At 60.0% G+C, this 18,346-nt stretch carries 18 protein-coding genes; 13 read left to right on the forward strand and 5 right to left on the reverse strand.

The annotated features are described in order from the left end of the window. The first annotated feature begins 85 nt into the window (after window positions 1–85). The 4 genes from dctP to dusA all read left to right on the forward strand — a co-directional run bounded on the left by dctP (window position 86) and on the right by dusA (window position 4,499). The gene (dctP, locus tag SULPSESMR1_RS04995; protein WP_089419826.1) at window positions 86–1,102 is read left to right on the forward strand and encodes a TRAP transporter substrate-binding protein DctP; all 1,017 of its coding nucleotides are present in this window, start codon (window positions 86–88) and stop codon (window positions 1,100–1,102) included. A 156-nt stretch (window positions 1,103–1,258) separates the two neighbouring features. Further along, window positions 1,259–1,885 (forward strand): TRAP transporter small permease subunit, encoded by a 627-nt coding sequence (locus SULPSESMR1_RS05000; protein ID WP_089419827.1) that lies wholly within the window; start codon window positions 1,259–1,261, stop codon window positions 1,883–1,885. Beyond that, a complete protein-coding gene (locus tag SULPSESMR1_RS05005; RefSeq protein ID WP_089419828.1) occupies window positions 1,885–3,285 on the forward strand; it encodes a TRAP transporter large permease in 1,401 nt (466 codons plus the stop codon). The genes SULPSESMR1_RS05000 and SULPSESMR1_RS05005 overlap by 1 nt, the downstream gene beginning before the upstream one ends. Before the next feature lie 206 nt (window positions 3,286–3,491). Then, window positions 3,492–4,499, forward strand: coding sequence for a tRNA dihydrouridine(20/20a) synthase DusA (dusA, locus tag SULPSESMR1_RS05010; protein WP_089419829.1), 1,008 nt, complete (start codon window positions 3,492–3,494; stop codon window positions 4,497–4,499). Window positions 4,500–4,502: 3 nt separating this feature from the next. On the opposite strand, the gene SULPSESMR1_RS05015 is transcribed toward dusA, so the two are convergent. Then, complete coding sequence (locus tag SULPSESMR1_RS05015) at window positions 4,503–5,678, reverse strand: multidrug effflux MFS transporter (RefSeq protein WP_089422158.1); 1,176 nt, start codon at window positions 5,676–5,678, stop codon at window positions 4,503–4,505. A gap of 158 nt (window positions 5,679–5,836) precedes the next feature. Here SULPSESMR1_RS05015 and SULPSESMR1_RS05020 point away from each other — a divergent pair, with 158 nt between their 5' ends. Beyond that, window positions 5,837–6,658, forward strand: coding sequence for a sulfite exporter TauE/SafE family protein (locus SULPSESMR1_RS05020; RefSeq protein WP_089422159.1), 822 nt, complete (start codon window positions 5,837–5,839; stop codon window positions 6,656–6,658). Window positions 6,659–6,878: 220 nt separating this feature from the next. Further along, window positions 6,879–8,051: a GAF domain-containing sensor histidine kinase gene (locus SULPSESMR1_RS05025; RefSeq protein WP_089419830.1), complete on the forward strand. Its 1,173-nt coding sequence runs from the start codon at window positions 6,879–6,881 to the stop codon at window positions 8,049–8,051. Here the strand turns inward: SULPSESMR1_RS05025 and SULPSESMR1_RS05030 are convergent. From SULPSESMR1_RS05030 to ccmI, 3 genes are read right to left on the reverse strand one after another with little or no spacing between them, the layout of a single operon-like run. Next, window positions 8,048–8,278, reverse strand: a complete 231-nt coding sequence (locus SULPSESMR1_RS05030) for a DUF1289 domain-containing protein (protein WP_089419831.1) — start codon at window positions 8,276–8,278, stop codon at window positions 8,048–8,050. The genes SULPSESMR1_RS05025 and SULPSESMR1_RS05030 overlap by 4 nt on opposite strands. A 9-nt stretch (window positions 8,279–8,287) precedes the next feature. Beyond that, on the reverse strand, window positions 8,288–8,764 hold the full coding sequence (ruvX, locus tag SULPSESMR1_RS05035; protein WP_089419832.1) for a Holliday junction resolvase RuvX: 477 nt from the start codon (window positions 8,762–8,764) through the stop codon (window positions 8,288–8,290). Continuing rightward, window positions 8,761–9,987, reverse strand: a complete 1,227-nt coding sequence (gene ccmI / locus SULPSESMR1_RS05040; protein ID WP_089419833.1) for a c-type cytochrome biogenesis protein CcmI — start codon at window positions 9,985–9,987, stop codon at window positions 8,761–8,763. The genes ruvX and ccmI overlap by 4 nt, the downstream gene beginning before the upstream one ends. 211 nt (window positions 9,988–10,198) lie before the next feature. Here ccmI and SULPSESMR1_RS05045 point away from each other — a divergent pair, with 211 nt between their 5' ends. From SULPSESMR1_RS05045 to rarD, 7 genes are all read left to right on the forward strand, one after another. Then, window positions 10,199–11,443, forward strand: a complete 1,245-nt coding sequence (locus tag SULPSESMR1_RS05045; protein ID WP_089419834.1) for a sarcosine oxidase subunit beta family protein — start codon at window positions 10,199–10,201, stop codon at window positions 11,441–11,443. 103 nt (window positions 11,444–11,546) lie between these two features. Next, window positions 11,547–11,864, forward strand: coding sequence for a hypothetical protein (locus SULPSESMR1_RS05050; RefSeq protein WP_089419835.1), 318 nt, complete (start codon window positions 11,547–11,549; stop codon window positions 11,862–11,864). A 102-nt stretch (window positions 11,865–11,966) separates the two neighbouring features. Further along, window positions 11,967–12,296: a sarcosine oxidase subunit delta gene (locus tag SULPSESMR1_RS05055; protein WP_089419836.1), complete on the forward strand. Its 330-nt coding sequence runs from the start codon at window positions 11,967–11,969 to the stop codon at window positions 12,294–12,296. A 73-nt stretch (window positions 12,297–12,369) separates the two neighbouring features. After that, on the forward strand, window positions 12,370–15,390 hold the full coding sequence (locus SULPSESMR1_RS05060; protein ID WP_089419837.1) for a sarcosine oxidase subunit alpha family protein: 3,021 nt from the start codon (window positions 12,370–12,372) through the stop codon (window positions 15,388–15,390). Continuing rightward, window positions 15,383–15,952, forward strand: coding sequence for a sarcosine oxidase subunit gamma (locus SULPSESMR1_RS05065; RefSeq protein WP_089419838.1), 570 nt, complete (start codon window positions 15,383–15,385; stop codon window positions 15,950–15,952). Before SULPSESMR1_RS05060 ends, SULPSESMR1_RS05065 begins: the two co-directional genes overlap by 8 nt. Window positions 15,953–16,126: 174 nt before the next feature. Further along, on the forward strand, window positions 16,127–16,726 hold the full coding sequence (locus SULPSESMR1_RS05070; RefSeq protein WP_089419839.1) for a superoxide dismutase: 600 nt from the start codon (window positions 16,127–16,129) through the stop codon (window positions 16,724–16,726). A 110-nt stretch (window positions 16,727–16,836) separates the two neighbouring features. Next, on the forward strand, window positions 16,837–17,778 hold the full coding sequence (rarD, locus tag SULPSESMR1_RS05075) for an EamA family transporter RarD (protein WP_240311258.1): 942 nt from the start codon (window positions 16,837–16,839) through the stop codon (window positions 17,776–17,778). On the opposite strand, the gene SULPSESMR1_RS05080 is transcribed toward rarD, so the two are convergent. Beyond that, on the reverse strand, window positions 17,715–18,263 hold the full coding sequence (locus tag SULPSESMR1_RS05080) for a TIGR00730 family Rossman fold protein (RefSeq protein WP_089419840.1): 549 nt from the start codon (window positions 18,261–18,263) through the stop codon (window positions 17,715–17,717). The genes rarD and SULPSESMR1_RS05080 overlap by 64 nt on opposite strands. Window positions 18,264–18,346 lie beyond the last annotated feature (83 nt).

Here is an 18,346-nt window from a genome sequence, read left to right on the forward strand (position 1 = left end):
AGGGTCACTGGGTATTGGCAGGACGCAAATCGCAGGTTAGCCTAGACCCAAGCGTGCCAAAGCAGGCGCGCATAGGGAGAGTATTATGAACAAATATACGCTGGGCGCCGTCGCAGGCGCGCTGACATGTACCTTTGCACTTGAAGCTGCTGCAACCGAATGGAACGTCAGTGTCTGGGGCAAACGCCGCGCCTTTACCGAACACGTCGAAAAACTGGCCGAGCTGGTCTCTGAAAAGACCAACGGCGAATTCACCATGAACATCAGCTATGGCGGTTTGTCAAAGAACCGCGAAAACCTTGACGGTATCAGCATTGGTGCATTTGAAATCGCCCAGTTCTGCGCAGGCTACCACCCCGACAAGAACCGCGTGATCACCGTTCTGGAATTGCCGTTTCTGGGCGTCGAGAACCTAGAACAGGAAGTCGCCGTGTCCAACGCGGTTTATGCACACCCTGCCGCTGTCGACGAGATGGCGCAGTGGAATGCCAAGCTGTTGATGACGTCGCCGATGCCGCAATACAACATTGTGGGCACAGGCGAGCCACGCGACGAACTGGCCGAATTTGACGGTATGCGCGTGCGTGCCACGGGCGGCATCGGCGAAGCGTTCGAACTGGTGGGCGCCGTGCCGACATCGGTGACATCTGCCGAAGCCTATCAGGCAATGGAATCGGGTGTTGTGGATACGGTGGCGTTTGCCCAGCACGCGCACCTCAGCTTTGGCACGATCAATCAGGCCGACTGGTGGACCGCCAACCTGAATCCCGGCACAGTAAACTGCCCCGTGGTGGTGAACATCGACGCCTACGATTCTCTGAGCGATGCAGAGCGTGAAGCGCTGGACAGCTCGGTGTCCGAGGCGATCGACCATTACCTTGTCAACTACGGTGAGCTGTTGAAGCGCTGGGATACGGTTCTGGAAGAGAAGGGCGTTGAAAAAGTCATGCTCAGCGAAAAAGCGATCGCCGATTTCCGCGCCAAGGCGGCTGCCCCGATCCGCGACGCATGGATCGCAGACATGGAAAGCCAGGGCTTGCCGGGTCAAGATCTGTACGATCTGGTCGAAAAGACATTGGCCGAAGCCAAGTCTGGCAGTTAAGATACCACGGGGCTGCTCTGTTGAAATCGGGCAGCCCCGAACCGATACCGACAAGCCACCGCAGCCCGTCTTGCGGTGGCTTTTCACAATCGGAAGAGAACCGCGTCAAAACCGGGCCTTAACGCCGGTCACACGACAGAATTAAAGGGGACAGACATGGCAGGAACGTCATCGGTTCTGGAAGACAGCAGTTTGCTCAGCAGACTGGACAGGGCCTTGTTGCCCATTGAATGGTTTTTTGCACTGATCAGCGGTATTGCCGTGTTTTCGCTGATGTTTCTGGCCACTTGGTCGGTGCTGGGGCGCAAGTTTTTTGGTAGCCCGCTGATGGGCTATGTCGACTATATCGAGGCGGCGATGCCGCTGATTGCGATCATGGGCGTGTCCTATGTGCAGCGCAGCGGCGGACACATTCGCATGGACATGCTGGTCGGTGCGCTGAGCGGACGTGTCAAATGGCTGTTCGAGCTGGTTTCGATCCTGCTGATCCTTGTGCTGATCGTCGCGCTGATTTGGGGCAGTTGGGCGCATTTCGACCGTTCGTTCGACTGCGCGCGCCCGTTTTGCAGCCGCGACAGTTCCATTGACATCGGCATTCCGATCTGGCCCAGCAAGCTGATCGTGCCGGCAGCGTTTTCGGTGCTGGCATTGCGGCTGGTTCTTCAGGCATGGGGCTACACCCGCGCGCTGGTGCTGGGGTTGGAAAATCCCGTGGCGGTGCCGCTGATCCTGACCGTGGCTGAACAGGCCAAACTTGAAGCCGAAGCGCTGGGAGACGACTGATGGATCCGATTACAATTGGTCTGTGGACCACGGGTGGTATGCTGGTGCTGGTCGTGCTGGGTATGCGCGTGGCCTTTGCCGCTGGTCTTGCGGGCTTTGTCGGTCTGGTCTGGCTGCGCTGGAACGGATTTGACTATGCCCCCGAACGTTTTGGCAAAGCTGTGGAAATCAGCGTCAAGATCGCGGGGCAGGTGCCCCATTCCAAGGTCTCGTCGCAGGCGCTTAGCCTGATCCCGACCTTCATCCTGATCGGTTATCTGGCCTATTATGCCAAGCTGACAACGGCCCTGTTCGTGGCCGCAAAACGCTGGATTGCATGGGTGCCGGGGGGGCTGGCTGTCTCGACCGTCTTTGCCACTGCGGGCTTTGCTGCCGTGTCGGGCGCCTCTGTGGCCACCGCAGCGGTTTTTGCCCGTATCGCCATCCCCGAAATGCTGAAAATCGGCTATAACAAGCAATTTGCCGCAGGTGTTGTGGCGGCCGGTGGTACGCTGGCCTCGCTGATCCCGCCTTCGGCCATTCTGGTGATCTATGCGATCATCGTCGAACAGGACGTCGGCAAGCTGCTGTTGGCGGGGTTCATTCCCGGTGCTTTTTCGGCTGTGGTCTATGCGATCCTGATCATCGGCATTGCGGTGGTGTTCAAGAATGTGGGGCCTCCGGTTTCGGGGTTCACATGGCGTGAACGCTTTGCGTCACTGCCGCCCGCTCTGCCCATCGTGGCGGTGGTCGTGATCATCATCTTCTTTGTCTACAACCCCTTTGGCGAGGCATGGGGCACTCCGACAGAAGGCGGCGCCGTGGGTGCGTTCATCGTGTTCCTGATGGCACTGTATCGCGGTATGCGGCTGAGCCAGCTGAAAGATGCGCTGATCGAAACCGCCAAACTGACGGTGATGATCTTTACCATCATCTGGGGCGTGCTGATCTATGTGCGGTTTCTGGGCTTTGCCGACCTGCCGGGGGCGTTTTCTGACTGGATCACCTCGCTGGACATGGCACCGATGCTGATCCTGATCTGCATCCTGCTGGCCTATGCGGTGCTGGGCATGTTTATGGACGCGATCGGAATGCTGCTGCTGACGTTGCCTGTTGTATATCCCGCCGTCATGGCGCTGAACGGGGGCGAGTTTGTATCGGCTGCCGAAAGTTCCTTTGGCATGTCGGGTCCGATGTGCGCGATCTGGTTCGGTATTCTGGTGGTGAAGATGGCCGAGTTCTGCCTGATCACCCCGCCCATCGGTCTCAACTGTTTTGTCGTCGCGGGCGTGCGTGACGATCTGACCGTGCAGGATGTGTTCCGGGGTGTGACACCGTTCTTTCTGGCTGATGCGGTGACCATCGGTCTGCTGGTGGCTTTTCCGGGCATTGTGCTTTGGCTGCCGTCACTGGCGGGCTGATCATGTGGAAATAACGAACAAAGGCCCGCATTCGTGCGGGCCTTTTGCGTTCGGAATGTCGCGTGGCATGATCGGGCGGGCGGCCTTCCGGTTTGTAGACTTCCGCTTCCTATTATAAAGGGGGCTGGTGCGCCCGAGACCGGCGGACAATGGATGCGCCTGAAATGGCCGCAAACGCCGATTGCGGACCATAGGAGACCGAGCGAATGCCCCACACCACCGCCGCCCGGGCAGCGAAACTGTCTGTGGCACCCATGATGGATTGGACGGACCGGCACTGTCGGTATCTGCACCGTTTGCTGTCACGCAACGTGTTGCTTTACACCGAAATGGTGACGTCGCCCGCGCTGGTGCGGGGCGGGGCATTGCATTTGTTGCAGCATCATGCCGACGAACATCCCGTGGCACTCCAGCTTGGTGGTTCGGATCCGGTCGAACTGGCGCAGGCGGCGCGGATTGGCGCTGTGGCAGGCTATGACGAGATCAACCTGAACGTCGGTTGCCCGTCTGACCGCGTGCAATCAGGCACCTTTGGCGCGGTGTTGATGCGGCAGCCCGCGTTGGTGGCAAACTGTGTGCGCGCGATGCAAGACGCGGTGGACATCGAAGTGACGGTGAAGTGTCGCATCGGTGTGGACGACCAGAACCCGCAAGAGGTATTGCCCGAGTTTCTGTCGCAAATGGTGGGTGCAGGGGTTGAACGTGTGTCGATCCATGCGCGCAAGGCGTGGTTGCAGGGCCTCAGCCCCAAGGAAAACCGCGATATTCCGCCACTGGATTACGATCTGGTGCGGCAGGTGAAGGGGCTGTTTCCCAATCTTCACATTTCGGTCAACGGCGGGATTACCACGCTGGATCAGGCGATTGAATTCCTTGACGGGGGGGTGGACGGGGTGATGGTGGGCCGTGCGGCCTATCATCAGCCTTGGGATATTCTAAGCAGCGCGGACCGTCGCATTTACGGGACGGGCGAAGACACCACTGCCGAAGCGGCTGTGGCCCGAATGTTACCCTACATCGAGGCGCATCTGACCGAGGGGGGCCGTCTGCATCAGGTCACCCGTCATATGCTGGGCCTGTTCGCGGGCCGCCCCGGTGCGCGCGGCTGGCGTCGGGCATTGTCCGAAGGGGCGCACCGCGAGCGCGCGGGGCCGGAACTGGTTGAACAGGCGTTGACCCATATCACCCAAGCCGCCGAAGTGGCACGCGCCTGAGCGCTATGCCCGCACGCGACGGGGCACGGTGAACAGGGCAAAGCCCATTGCCATCACGCCGCAGATCGCAATCGCCGCCAGCATCGGCAGTACGGTGCCGTCAAAGAACGGCCCCGTGGCCGCGATCATCAGACCACCCGCCAGCATTTGCAGCGTGCCACCCAGAGACGAAGCCAGACCCGCCCGCTCGCCGTGCGCATCCAGCGCCAGCACCATCGTGGTGGGGATCACCACACCCAGACAGGCATTGGCGCAGAACAGTCCGGCGATGACCACAGGCAGGTTCTGGAACCCTGATGCCACGATCAGCAACAGCAGTAGCACGCAAAACGTAAATCCGGTCACGCCAAAGCGCACAAGCGGACGCATCCCCAGACGCTCGCCCAAGGGGGCGGCCATCTGCGACGCCGAGAAAAAGCCGATCGCGTTGACCGCAAAGGCCAGCGAGAATTGTGTGGGTGTCAGGCCGAATTCCTGCACGTAGACAAAAGGGGCCGAAGCGATAAAGACGAAAAAGCTGGCCATCCCAAAGCCGCCGATCATTGTCAGACCCATAAAGCCGCGATCGCGAAACAGAATACCGGCGTTTTGCATCAGTGATTTTACCCGCACCGGCGTGCGTTTTTCAGGGGGCAGCGTTTCGCCCAGAGTTACGCCCATCACCATGGCTGCGATCAGCGCCGCACCCGCAAGCACCGCAAACACAGTGCGCCAGGATCCAAGCGAGATGACAAAGCTGCCCGCCAGCGGTGCCAGCATCGGCGAGACGGACATCACCAGCATCACCATCGCCATCAGCCGCGTGGCCTCGTTGCCGGTGTGCAGGTCGCGCACGATGGCGCGGGGCATGACCATCATCGCAGCCCCGCCCAGCCCCTGAACCGCACGCCATCCGGTCAATGCTTCGACCGATCCGGCCAGCGTGGCACCCATCGACCCGATGAAGAACACGCCGAGCCCCAAAAACACAGGCAAGCGGCGCCCTGTCTGGTCCGACAGAGGCCCGTAAACCAGTTGCGCCACGCCAAGCGCCAGGAAATACGCGGTCAGCGTCATTTGCACCGCAGGCTCGTCCACTCCGAAATCGGCTGCAATGTCGGGCATCGCAGGCAGATACATATCAATCGCAAATGGCCCGATCATGACCAGCAGCCCCAGAACAAGTGCTATGCGCAACATCGGTGTCTCCTTGGATTGAAATGACAGGTCGCGGTTGTGCCGCGTTGCAGCAGGGGCATACGCCTGTGATTTCTGATTGCCAAGGTGGGCTTTGAACTTGTGGTTGCGCGTCAGCTGCGGTCTAGATGTGCGCAAATACACCAATGGGACAATTCAAGATGCCGGACACCATGCTTTTGTTGCAAATGCTGATCATGCTGATGATCATCGGAGCCTTTGCCGGCGTGTTGGCAGGTCTTTTGGGGGTCGGTGGCGGCATCGTGCTGGTGCCTGCGTTTTTCTATGCGTTTCAGACCCTTGGCTATGACGGCCCGCAGTTGATGCAGATGTGTCTGGCGACGTCATTGGCAACGATCATCGTGACATCGCTGCGGTCGGTACACAGCCACAACAAAAAAGGCGCGGTTGACTGGACGATCCTGCGCGGTTGGGCGCCGGGCATCGTGATCGGGGCTGTTCTGGGCATGTTGGTGGTCGCTCAACTGCGCTCGTCCACTTTGCAGGCAATCTTTGGTGCGCTGGCGTTGGTGGTGGGGCTGTATATGGGCTTTGGGCGCGCGCATTGGCGCTTGGCTGACGAGATGCCCAAGGGGCCGCGGCGGTGGACCTATTCGCCCTTGGTCGGGTTTTTGTCGGTGCTGATGGGGATTGGCGGAGGCAGCTTTGGGGTGCCGCTTATGAGCTTGCACAACGTGCCCATTCACCGCGCCGTGGCGACCGCTGCGGGCTTTGGTCTGTTGATTGCGGTGCCGTCGGTGGTCGGGTTTCTGACGGTGGACATGACCATGCCGGTGCCCCCGCTGACCATTGGTTCGGTGAACTTTGTGGCTTTTGGCATCATCATCGCGATGACGCTGGTTACGGCCCCTTGGGGGGTAAAGCTGGCCCATGCGATGGACCCCAAACCGCTCAAGCGGGTGTTTGCGGTGTTTCTGGTGCTGGTGGCGCTGAACATGCTGCGGCGCGCGATGGGATATTGACGGGGCGAGCTTTAGGCCAATCGCACGTCGGTGTGCACAATCCGCGGCGCATATCTTGATAAAGCGGTGCCTGTATTAACAGCTTGATCGGGTTCAGCGCCGTTTTATATGGCGGTGAGAGCGTTGCGAAATATCGTATCCATGGCATGGCGCGACCTTTGGAACCGGTGCCAGTTGTTTTGCGATAAAGTATAATCTGGATGTGATATAATGATCCGAAATGCATGATTTAAAAGATGACATAGACGAAATCGGGCGCAATACGCTTGTTCCGTCCTTTCTGGAAACGGTTTCACTGGCAACCGGTATGGGGTTTGCGGCAGTTGCGCGCGTGACTGAAACGCGGTGGGTAACCTGTTACGCAGTGGACAAGATCTCATTCGGCCTGACACCGGGCGACGAACTGGATGTCGAAACCATTCTTTGCCATAAAGTCCGGCAATCTGACATGGAAATCGTCATTGACGACGTTTCAAGTGACCCGGCCTTTTGCAAACATCACCCCCCCGCGCAATACAACATCCAAAGCTATGTTTCGATTCCGATCCGCAGGAACGACGGCACGTTTTTCGGCACGCTTTGTGCGATTGATACCGAACCGCGCAATGTAAAAGACGAGAACTTACTTGCCATGTTCCGGCTGTTTGCAAAGATGATCGGTGAAAGTCTGGAAACCAACGACACACCGCAAGAATGCGAAAACGCTGTCCGCGATGAACGGCAACTGACCAATTTGCAGCAAGAGTTTATTTCCATTCTGGCACATGATTTGCGCAATCCCGTCAGCGCCCTCGGGGCTGGTTTACGCATGTTCGAGCGTGCCGTGCAGGATGAACGTACCTTGCAGATTGTGTCGTTGATGACTGCTTCACTGGGGCGGATGACCAACCTGATTGAAAACCTTCTGGATCAGGCGCGGCAACGGCAAACAGGTGGAATTATCATCAACCGCGACGCGTTAGAGCCATTGGAGCCGGTGATCGAACAGATCGTCCTGGAAATGAAAGCAATATCGCCGGATCATGTGATCGAATGCGACATTGATCTGCCGCAGAACGTAGACTGCGACCGGGACCGTATTGCGCAGATGCTGTCCAATCTGCTTGGAAATGCGATCACCCACGGCGCGCAGGGCCGGCCGATCCGTATTGTGGCCAAAACCGATGACGGGTTTTTCCAGTTGTCCGTCACGAATGAAGGCGCGATGATCCCGCCAGAGCAGATTGCAGATTTGTTCCTGCCTTTTCATCAACGTGCGACCAACGCCGCTCACAATGGTCTGGGCCTTGGTCTGTATATCGCCTCGGAAATTGCGAAAGCACATGGCGGCACACTGGATGTTACATCAGACGTCGATCGGACAGAATTCTCTTTCCGGATGCCGCTTGCCTAGCGCTTTAACCGTGCCGCCCGCCCGCCGCGTCGCCCTTTGGGGGCAACCTCGCGGTCGGGCAGTTCTGCCATAATCGCCGCGCGTTCCTCTGCGGTCATCCGTGACCAGCGACCGATCTCGTCGATGGACCGCGCGCAGCCCGTACACAGCCGGGTTTCGGGATGCACCACGCAGATGCGCACGCAGGGGCTTTCAATCTCGTTTCGGGTCCAGACGGGGTCGGTCATCGGGTTTCCTCAACCTTGGGCGCGCAGAACCCGCAAGCGGTCCAGCAACCCTTGCAGGATATAGGCAGCCGCCACATGGTCGATCACCTCCGAGCGACGCTTGCGTGTCGTATCCGCCTCAAGCAATGCGCGTTCGGCGGCCACGGTGGACAGGCGTTCATCCCAAAAGGTCACGGGGCCATCCCACAGCTTTTCGAAATTGCGGGCAAAGGCGCGGGTCGACTGGCACCGTGGCCCTTCGGACCCGTCCATATTGCGCGGCAGGCCCAGCACGATGCCACCCACGGTGCGGTGGGTGATGATCTCTTGCAAGCGGGCTGCGTCAACGCCGAATTTCTTACGCCGGACGGTTTCCAGCGGCGTGGCGACCGACAGGAACATGTCAGAGACCGCAACGCCGATGGTCTTGTCCCCCAGATCCAGCCCGATCAGTGACCGCATCGGCGGCAGGGCAGCCATAAATTCGGCGGTGTCATCGAAAATCATTCCAGTTCCGCCTGTTCTGCGGCGCTGGTCAGGATGTCCAGCGCGGTCTGGTCATCGTCAAAGGTTGCGCGGGCATTGTCCAGCACCGCGCGGGCATCGTCCAATCGGCCCAGAACTGACAGCGCCGTGATCAGTCTGGCCCATTCGGAGGCAGGGCCGCCTTCGGTCGCCAGACGATCCGAAAGCGAAGCCACCATGCCTTCGATCATCTGCATCCGCTCTTGCGGCGTCATACTTGCGGCGTTGTTCATATCCTGCTGGCTGGGGCCACGCAAAGTATCGCTTTCCGGCAGGGTATAGCCTTGCACGCCCGCAAGATCGGCCAGTTCGGGCATCCGGTCGCGGATCGGCGCCATCCACGGTGCATCGGCGGGGCCTGCGCGCAGTAGCGCGTCCCAGATGCGAAAGCCCAGATCGGGCCGCCCGGTCTGGATCAGCATTTCACCCCAGTAGAACCGCGCACTGCCGTCTGTATCGTCGATGTTCAGTGCACGGCGCAACGCGTCCTCGGCCTCGGGCGAGACATAACCGCCCGCCGCAAAGATCAGCAATTCGGCTTGGGTGATCAGATCGGCTGTGGTGACTGCGTCACCTTTCAGTCGCAGCACGACGGCTTGCGCCTTGGCAGCTTGCGAGAAATTGCCCAAACGCGCCTCGGTCTGCGCCAGCAGGATGTGACCTTGCAGATCGTCAGCGCGCTGCGCCACGGTGGCCCGCAACTGTTCAATCAGGGCGGCGTAATCGGCGTTGTCCTCTTGTGCCAGCGGTTGCTGCGGCTGACCCGCTTCGGCCTGCGTCTGCGTGGGGCGTTCGGCGCGACGTTCGGCGGCCAGTTCGATCCGTGTTTTCAGGCCCCGATCAGCATAGCCCAAAGCACCCAGTTGCCAATACAGCACACCACTGCCTGCCAGCAACAGCATCCCCAGAACCACGGCCAGTGCCACGCTGCCGCGCCCGCCCTTGTTGTCGGCCAGCCGCGCATCCTTGTCAGCGGCCAGAATACGACGCGACACTTCGGTGCGCACGCGCGCGGCATCTTCGGCGGCGATGGTGCCACGGGCCAGATCGCGGTCAACCTCGGCCAGTTGGTCGCGGTAGACCTGAACATCATAAGAGGCCGTCGGTTGCGCCTGCGCACGCCCCGCCCGCAGCGCTGCTGCCAGAAGGGCGGACACCACCAGTGCCAACCCTACCGCGATTATTCCGAAACCCCAGATGTCCATATTAGCCTTCTTTCATGTCCCACGGGGTGTATCCAAGCTGCCCTGTCATAAAAAGGGGCAAAAGGCCGCGCCCCCTGCGCACATGCGGCAATTGCTGCGCGTGTCGCAAACCTGTTAGAAAGTGCCGCCGAGAGTATCCTTTCAAATCGCAGTCTCACTCAATACAGAACCAGCCGACCGCCTAGCCCCGAATCCTGTCAGGACCGTGCCCATGAAACGTTATTCAGCCTTTGCCATCGCCCGCGAGGCCGCGCGCCATCACACCGGATGGGACCGTGCATGGCGTGACGCCCAGCCCAAAGCCAAATACGATGTGATCATAGTTGGCGCAGGCGGGCACGGGCTGGCCACCGCCTATTACCTTGGCAAGAATTTTGGCATCACCAATGTGGCGATTCTGGAAAAGGGCTGGCTGGGCGGCGGCAACACAGGCCGCAACACCACGATCATCCGGTCGAACTATCTTCAGGATCCTTCGGCGGCGATCTATGAAAAATCCCGCAGCCTGTATGAAACCATGTCGCAGGATCTGAACTATAATGTCATGTTCAGCCCGCGCGGCGTCATCATGCTGGCCCAGACCCAGCACGAGGTGCGCGGTTATCAGCGCACGGCCCATGCCAATGCGCTGCAAGGGGTCACAACCCAGTTCATAGGCCCGCAAAAGGTCAAGGAACTGGTGCCGATCATCAACATCGACGGCCCACGCTATCCGGTGCTGGGGGGACTGTATCAGGCCCGCGGCGGCACCGCGCGCCATGATGCGGTGGCGTGGGGCTATGCGCGGGCCTGTTCCGACATGGGCATGGACGTAATCCAGCGCTGCGAAGTGACCGGCGTGCGCACCGAAGGCGGCAAGGTCGTGGGCGTCGACACCACGCGTGGGGCCATCGACTGTGACAAACTGGGCGGCGTGGTTGCGGGGCATTCGGGCCACCTGTGCGAAATGGCGGGCTTTCGCCTGCCGATCGAATCCGTCGCCCTGCAGGCCCTTGTCAGCGAACCCATCAAACCCTGTATGGATGTGGTTGTCATGGCCAACACCGTCCACGGCTATCTGTCGCAATCAGACAAAGGCGAGATGGTCATCGGCGGTGGCACTGACGGCTATAACAATTACACTCAGCGCGGCAGCTTCCACCACGTCGAGGAAACCGTGCGTGCGCTGATCGAAACCTTTCCGATGATCTCGCGGTTGAAGATGTTGCGCCAGTGGGGCGGGATTGTGGACGTGACGGGCGACCGGTCACCCATTCTGTCGAAAACCCCGATCGAGGGTATGTTCCTCAACTGCGGCTGGGGCACCGGCGGGTTCAAGGCGATCCCCGGATCGGGTTGGGCGATGGCCGAACTGATGGCCAAGGGTCAGTCGCCGTTGACCGATGAATTCTCCATGCACCGCTTCCGCGAAGGCAAGTTTATTGACGAAAGCGTTGCCGCAGGGGTGGCGCACTGATGGCCGCTTTGGCAGATTTTCGCCGCTCTGTTTGGGGGGGCAGGAACCGGTTTGGTTGTTCTGACGTTCTACTTGCGACGTTGATCACGCAAGGAGACGACCAATGGCCGACAATGAAACACCCCGCACAACACCCAACGAACCTGTCCACACAACCACCACAAAGTCCAATTCGAGCATGGCCTTTATCGTCGGCGCACTTGTCGTCGTCGTCGGTGTGCTGGCCTATTTCATCTTTGGCGGCGACGTCGAAACCACGAGTGGCGCCAGTGACGTCAATGTCACCGTCGAAGGTGCAGGCGACGCCGCCCAAGATGCCGGTAATGCCATCGAAGGCGCAGCAGAAAGCACAGGCCAAGCTATTGAAGGTGCTGCCGAAAGCGTCGGTGACGCTGCTGAAAGCGCAACCGACGGCAACTAAACCCGCCGCCGCACGCGACATCACTTTTACGCACTCCGATCAGGTCGCGCGCAGCAATGCGTGCGGCCTTGTCATGTCCGCACATCAAAACGAGGCCCGCCCATGTTGATCCTGACCTGTCCCTGCTGCGGCATGACCGGCGAAGAGACCGAATTTCACGCAGGCGGTGAAGCGCACCTGCAACGCTTTGGCCCAGGATCGACCGAGGACCAGTTCGAAGAGTATCTGTTCATGCGCGAAAACCCAAAGGGCGTGCATTTCGAACGCTGGCGTCACGTCAACGGCTGCGGCAAGTGGTTTCACGCCGCGCGCAGCACCACCACGCTTGAGGTTTACGGCACCTATGCCGCCCAAACCCACGAGCCACCCCAAACCCTTCGTGACAAGATAACCGCCAAAGTTCCCGGCTGGACATGGAGAGAGTTCCAATGACCCGTCTTCATCTTGCTGACAAAACTCCCGCCGGAGGCTCCCCAACCTTCCGCCCGCGCAAAGGTCTGAAACCATGAGCACTCGTCTTGCCACAGGCGGCCGCCTGCTGAACAAATCCCGCGCCGTGCCATTCACCTTCAATGGCAAACACATGAAGGGTTTCGAGGGCGACACGCTGGCCTCGGCCCTGTTGGCCAACGACCAGATGCTGGTGGGCCGCAGTTTCAAATACCACCGTCCACGCGGCATTGTCGCCAGCGGTGCAGAGGAACCCAACGGGCTGGTGAACCTCGGGCAGGGGGGCCGGTTCGAGCCGAACCAGCGCGTCACCACAACCGAGCTGTTCGACGGGCTGAGCGCCAAAAGCCAGAACCACTGGCCCAGTCTGGAATTTGATGTGGGCGCGCTGAACACGCAAATGTCGCGATTCATGCCTGCGGGGTTCTACTACAAGACGTTCATGTACCCGCGTCCGCTGTGGAAACACGTCTACGAGCCGTTTATTCGCAAGGCCGCAGGTCTGGGCGCCGCACCCAAAGACCGCGACGCGGACACCTACGAACATTTCTACGCCTTTTGCGATGTTCTGGTGATCGGCGGCGGTGTGGCCGGTTTGCAGGCAGCCAAGGCTGCTGCCGACACCGGCGCACGCGTCATGCTGATTGAACAGACCGCCCACTGGGGCGGGCGCGCGCCCGTGGACGGCGGCGAGATCGCTGGCAAGCCTGTGGATAACTACGTGGATGAAACCGTGGCGGCCTTGCGTGCGATGGACAATGTCACGTTGCGACGCCGGATGATGGGGGCGGGTGTTTACGACCACGGCTATGTTCTGGGCTACGAGCGTCTGACCGATCACGCGCCCGATACCGCAGGCCCGCGCCACCGGCTGTGGCGCATCCGTGCGGGGCAGATCGTGACCGCCACAGGGGCCATCGAACGCCCGCTCAGCTTTTCCGGAAACGACATTCCGGGGGTCATGTTGGCATCGGCTGTGCGCGACTATGTCACCAATTTCGGCGTGTCGCCGGGCGACCGCACGGTTGTTGTGACAAACAACGACAACGCTTACCTTACGGCAATCACCTTGAAACACGCAGGATTAGACGTGTCGGCCATCCTTGATGCGCGGGTTCTGCCGACTGACAGCGCGCTGATGGAACAGGCCAAGGCTTTGGGCATTAGGGTGTTGATGGGCTACGGTGTCGCGACCGTCTTGGGGGGCAAGCGCGTGACCGGCGTTGCGGTCTGTTCGCAGGCTGGCGAAGGGTCGGTTCTGGAAGAGATTCCATGCGATGTTGTGGCCATGTCGGGCGGCTGGTCGCCGGTGGTTCACCTGTGGTCGCACTGTGGTGGTAAACTGGTCTGGGACGCGGCCCAAGCGGCGTTCAAGCCGGATGTGGACAAAGCACCGACAGGCGCTGACGGTCTGCCCTTTGTGACCGCCGCAGGCAGTGCCAGCGGAATGTTGCTGCTGGGCGATGTGCTGGCCGATGCCGACGCCGCAGGCAAAGCCGCGGCAGCCGCCGCCGGCCACAAAACGGACCAAAATGCAGCCACTTCCCCCAAGTCCAACGATACCCCCGAGGCTCCGATGGCCCCTGTCTGGCTTATGCCGCACGGGGCGGGGATCAAGCTGCGCAGCAAGGCGTGGCTGGACTATCAGAACGACGTCAAGGTCAGCGACGTGCAACTGGCCGCCCAAGAGGGATTCCAGTCGGTTGAACATGCCAAACGCTATACCACGCTGGGCATGGCGACGGATCAGGGCAAGCTGAGCAATATCAACGGTTTGGCGATCCTGTCGGACAGTCTGAATCAACCGATCCCGCAGACCGGAACCACCACCTTCCGCCCGCCCTATACGCCGATCTCGATGGGTGCCATCGGCGGCGAGGCGCGCGGCGATGTGTTCCAGCCCCTGCGCCGTACACCGATGCACGACTGGCACGATGAAAACGGTGCCGAATGGGAACCCGTCGGCCAGTGGCGTCGCCCTTATGCCTATGTGCGCAGCGGCGAAACCACCCATGATGCGGTAATGCGCGAGACCAAGAACACCCGCGAAGCGCTTGGCCTGCTGGACGCAAGCACGCTGGGCAAGATCATCGTGCGCGGGCCGGATGCGGGCAAGTTTCTGGACATGATGTACACCAACATGATGTCGACGCTGAAACAGGGCAAATGCCGCTATGGCCTGATGTGCGATGAAAACGGGTTTCTCATTGACGACGGCGTTGTGGCGCGCATCGACGACGACACATGGCTGTGCCATACCACCACCGGCGGGGCCGAGCGTATCCATGCCCATATGGAGGAATGGCTGCAAACCGAATGGTGGACGTGGCAGGTTTACGTTGCCAACGTGACCGAACAATACGCCCAGATCGCCGTGGTGGGCCCTAAGGCACGTGTCGCGCTTGAACATCTGGGTGGTATGGACGTCAGCGCCGATGCCCTGGGCTTTATGGATTGGGCAGATGGCACGCTGGGCGGGTTTGACGTGCGGGTTTACCGTATCTCGTTCTCGGGCGAGCTGAGCTATGAAATCGCGGTAAAGGCTTCGCAGGGGCAAGCGCTGTGGGATGCGCTGATGGCCGTTGGCGCGGGTTTGGGCGTGATGCCCTATGGCACCGAATGTCTGCACATCCTGCGCGCGGAAAAAGGGTTCATCATGATCGGTGACGAAACCGACGGCACCGTGATCCCGCAGGATCTGGGTCTGCACTGGGCGATTTCGAAGAAGAAAGAAGACTTTATCGGCAAGCGGGGCCAACAGCGCAGCCATATGGTCGATCCGGCCCGCTGGCAGTTGGTGGGGCTGGAAACCGTTGATGGATCGACCCTGCCGGACGGGGCCTATGCTGTCGGCGAGGGCACCAATGCCAACGGCCAGCGCGAGACGCAGGGCCGTGTGACCTCGACCTATCACTCGCCCAATCTGGAGCGGGGGATTGCAATGGGTCTGGTGCTGAACGGTCCCGACCGCATGGGCGAGGTTCTGGGTTTTCCCGGCACCGATGGCACTGAGTATAAAGCCAAGATCGTCAGCCCCGTGTTTTATGATCCCGAAGGGGAGAAGCCGAATGTCTAATACTCTCAGCGCCTTGAACGGTGCAACTTATGCAGATGGAATCGCCCAAGTGCGCGAGATCGGCCTGCAAGGCATGCTCACCCTGCGCGGGGATCTGGCCAGTGCCGCGATCAAATCCGCAGCCACCGGTGCTGCGGGCATGGACATGCCTGCGCCCAATCACGCCAACTGCAAGGAGAATAACGGCATCTGCTGGATGAGCCCCGACGAGCTGTTGGTGCTGTGCCCGCGCGACACGGTCGCCGATACCCTCGCGCAGATGAACACCCGTCTGGCGAAAGCGTTTGCGCTGTGCGTCGATGTGTCGGACGCCCGCGCGGTGTTTGAACTTAGCGGCCCCAACGCGCGCGAGGTATTGGCCAAGCTGGTGCCGGTCGATCTATCGCCTGCCGGTTTCACCGAAGGTATGTTCCGCCGGAGCCGCATGGCGCAGATCCCTGCGGCCTTCTGGCTGCACGCACCTGACACGTTCCGCATCATCACCTTTCGCAGCAACGCGCAATATGCGTTTGATCTGTTGAAAGTGGCGGCCCAGCCGGGGTCAGAGGTCGGTTTTTTCTAGGAAAAACCGCGCTGCTTGCGGGGTGCGTCGAACTGCGGGGCACCCTTGGCGCGCGGATTGCCCTAATTGTTTTCGCCGTTCATGGAACATTTCTGCGCCTCATGCCTTGATATTGCAGAAGCTGACGCTTTCTGTCAGTCAGAAGACATTCAATCTCAAAAGGGGGCCCGAACCATGGCTTTTGAACTTCCCGACCTTCCGTATGCGCATGACGCACTTGCTGCCAAAGGCATGTCCGCAGAAACGCTGGAATTCCACCACGACATTCACCACAACGCCTATGTCACCAATGGCAACAAGGCGATTGAAGGCACCGAGTGGGACGGCAAGTCTCTTGAAGAGATCATCAAGGGGACTTATGACCCCAAAGCTGTCGCGCAATCCGGCATCTTCAACAACATCAGCCAGTTGTGGAACCACAACCAGTTCTGGGAAATGATGGGCCCCGACGTCAGCAAAATGCCAAGCGAACTGGAAAAAGCGATCATCGAAAGCTTTGGCTCGGTCGACAAGTTCAAGGATGCGTTCAAAGCCGCAGGCGCGGGCCAGTTCGGTTCGGGTTGGGCATGGCTGGTGCGTGACACCGATGGCAGCCTGAAGGTCACCAAAACCGAAAACGGCGTGAACCCCGTTTGCTTTGGCCAGACCGCGCTGCTGGGCTGCGATGTGTGGGAACATTCCTACTACATCGACTTCCGCAACAAGCGCCCCGACTATCTTACAAACTTCCTCGACAACCTTGTCGATTGGGAAAACGTCGCCTCGCGCATGTAATTGCCACAGGCCACGATCAGAACAAGCGCCCCGCAAGAGACTGCGGGGCGTTTTGCGTTTCGCGGGCATTTGCCCTTGCAGGGCGCAGGCAATCGCGCTCTTGATGCCACATGAGCAGCACCCCCCTGATCCTGTCGCCGCAGACCAAAGGCGTTCTGGCCGGTATCGGCGCTTGCACCATCTGGGGGCTGTCGCCGATCTTTTACAAACTGGTCGACCATGTGCCCGCCATCGAAGTGCTGGCGCACCGCACGGTGTGGTCTTTGGTGTTCTTCGGTGGCGTTCTGGCGTTGCAGGGGCGTCTGGGGCAGGTTCGTCAGGCGATGGATACGCGGGCCAAATTCGTCACGCTGGCGCTGGCGTCGCTGATGATTGCCACCAACTGGTTCCTGTTTATCTGGGCCGTGGGGGCAGGGCGCACCACCGAAAGTAGTCTGGGCTATTACATTCTGCCACTGGTGGCCGTGGTTATCGGCCGCGTGGTCTTTGGCGAGGCGCTGAAACCCAGCCAATGGGTGGCTGTTGCACTGGCAACGGGCGCTGTGGTTTTGCTGACCGTCGGATTGCAGGCGCCACCGTGGATCGCGCTGACGCTGGCCATCAGTTTCGGCTTTTACGCGCTGATCAAAAAACGACTGGATGTGGGGCCTGTGGTCTCTGTCACTGCCGAAGTGTTGCTGATGTTGCCCATCGCGCTGATTGTGTTGTTGCAATCGGAACACACGGGCGGGTCTGCCTTTCACGCGGGGCCGTTGACGATGGGGGTGTTGCTGGTCTCGGGGCCGGTGACGGCGCTGCCGTTGATCCTGTTCAGCTATGCGGCGCGGCGGGTGCGCATGACGTCACTCGGGTTGGTGCAATACCTCAACCCCACATTGCAGTTTGCCTGTGCGGTGTTCGTGTTCTCGGAACCGTTTACAGGCTGGCACAAGATCGCATTTGGCCTGATCTGGATCGCGCTGGTGATCTATGCGGCAAGCATGTTCGCTCAGGACAGGGCGTCGCGCAGGGCAGCGGCGGCGGCGGCGGCGTCAGGCACCGGAATGATATAGTCCAGCAGGCTGGCGTCGGCAAAGCCCTGATCAACCACATGTTGTAACAACTGGATGAACGGGTCCCAGTAACCATTTGAATTCAAAACAACTACCGGCTTTTCATGCAGGCCCAGCTGGCGCCACGTCAGTACCTCGAAAATCTCGTCCAGAGATCCGGCACCACCGGGCAACAGAACGACAGCATCGCAGTTCATGAACATGACTTTTTTGCGCTCGTGCATGGTTTCGGTGACGATATAGCGGGTCAGATCGACCTTGCCGACCTCCCATGCGACCAGATGCGCGGGGATCACCCCAAAGGTGTCGCCGCCCGCCATTTGGGCCGCGCGCGCCACGGTGCCCATCAGGCCCACATCGCCTGCGCCATAGACCAGCCGCCAGTCGTTATCAGCCAGCGCCGTTCCCAAGGCGGTGGCCTGTGCGGCAAATTCGGGATCGGCACCGGTGCGCGAGCCGCAGAAAACACAGACAGATTTTTGCATGGTTTACCTCAGTGGCTTGAAAATAAACGGTGTTGTCATCTCTAGTCTTTTGACCGGTGTTAGCGCGCTTGATATGTAACCTC

Source organism: Pseudosulfitobacter pseudonitzschiae (genome assembly GCF_002222635.1).
Taxonomy (GTDB): domain Bacteria; phylum Pseudomonadota; class Alphaproteobacteria; order Rhodobacterales; family Rhodobacteraceae; genus Pseudosulfitobacter; species Pseudosulfitobacter pseudonitzschiae_A.

Coding starts and splice junctions, on each gene's coding strand:
- dctP (WP_089419826.1), top strand. CDS start 86: ATGAACAAATATACGCTGGGCGCCGTCGCAGGCGCGCTGACATGTACC.
- SULPSESMR1_RS05000 (WP_089419827.1), top strand. CDS start 1,259: ATGGCAGGAACGTCATCGGTTCTGGAAGACAGCAGTTTGCTCAGCAGA.
- SULPSESMR1_RS05005 (WP_089419828.1), top strand. CDS start 1,885: ATGGATCCGATTACAATTGGTCTGTGGACCACGGGTGGTATGCTGGTG.
- dusA (WP_089419829.1), top strand. CDS start 3,492: ATGCCCCACACCACCGCCGCCCGGGCAGCGAAACTGTCTGTGGCACCC.
- SULPSESMR1_RS05015 (WP_089422158.1), bottom strand. CDS start 5,678: ATGTTGCGCATAGCACTTGTTCTGGGGCTGCTGGTCATGATCGGGCCA.
- SULPSESMR1_RS05020 (WP_089422159.1), top strand. CDS start 5,837: ATGCCGGACACCATGCTTTTGTTGCAAATGCTGATCATGCTGATGATC.
- SULPSESMR1_RS05025 (WP_089419830.1), top strand. CDS start 6,879: ATGCATGATTTAAAAGATGACATAGACGAAATCGGGCGCAATACGCTT.
- SULPSESMR1_RS05030 (WP_089419831.1), bottom strand. CDS start 8,278: ATGACCGACCCCGTCTGGACCCGAAACGAGATTGAAAGCCCCTGCGTG.
- ruvX (WP_089419832.1), bottom strand. CDS start 8,764: ATGATTTTCGATGACACCGCCGAATTTATGGCTGCCCTGCCGCCGATG.
- ccmI (WP_089419833.1), bottom strand. CDS start 9,987: ATGGACATCTGGGGTTTCGGAATAATCGCGGTAGGGTTGGCACTGGTG.
- SULPSESMR1_RS05045 (WP_089419834.1), top strand. CDS start 10,199: ATGAAACGTTATTCAGCCTTTGCCATCGCCCGCGAGGCCGCGCGCCAT.
- SULPSESMR1_RS05050 (WP_089419835.1), top strand. CDS start 11,547: ATGGCCGACAATGAAACACCCCGCACAACACCCAACGAACCTGTCCAC.
- SULPSESMR1_RS05055 (WP_089419836.1), top strand. CDS start 11,967: ATGTTGATCCTGACCTGTCCCTGCTGCGGCATGACCGGCGAAGAGACC.
- SULPSESMR1_RS05060 (WP_089419837.1), top strand. CDS start 12,370: ATGAGCACTCGTCTTGCCACAGGCGGCCGCCTGCTGAACAAATCCCGC.
- SULPSESMR1_RS05065 (WP_089419838.1), top strand. CDS start 15,383: ATGTCTAATACTCTCAGCGCCTTGAACGGTGCAACTTATGCAGATGGA.
- SULPSESMR1_RS05070 (WP_089419839.1), top strand. CDS start 16,127: ATGGCTTTTGAACTTCCCGACCTTCCGTATGCGCATGACGCACTTGCT.
- rarD (WP_240311258.1), top strand. CDS start 16,837: ATGAGCAGCACCCCCCTGATCCTGTCGCCGCAGACCAAAGGCGTTCTG.
- SULPSESMR1_RS05080 (WP_089419840.1), bottom strand. CDS start 18,263: ATGCAAAAATCTGTCTGTGTTTTCTGCGGCTCGCGCACCGGTGCCGAT.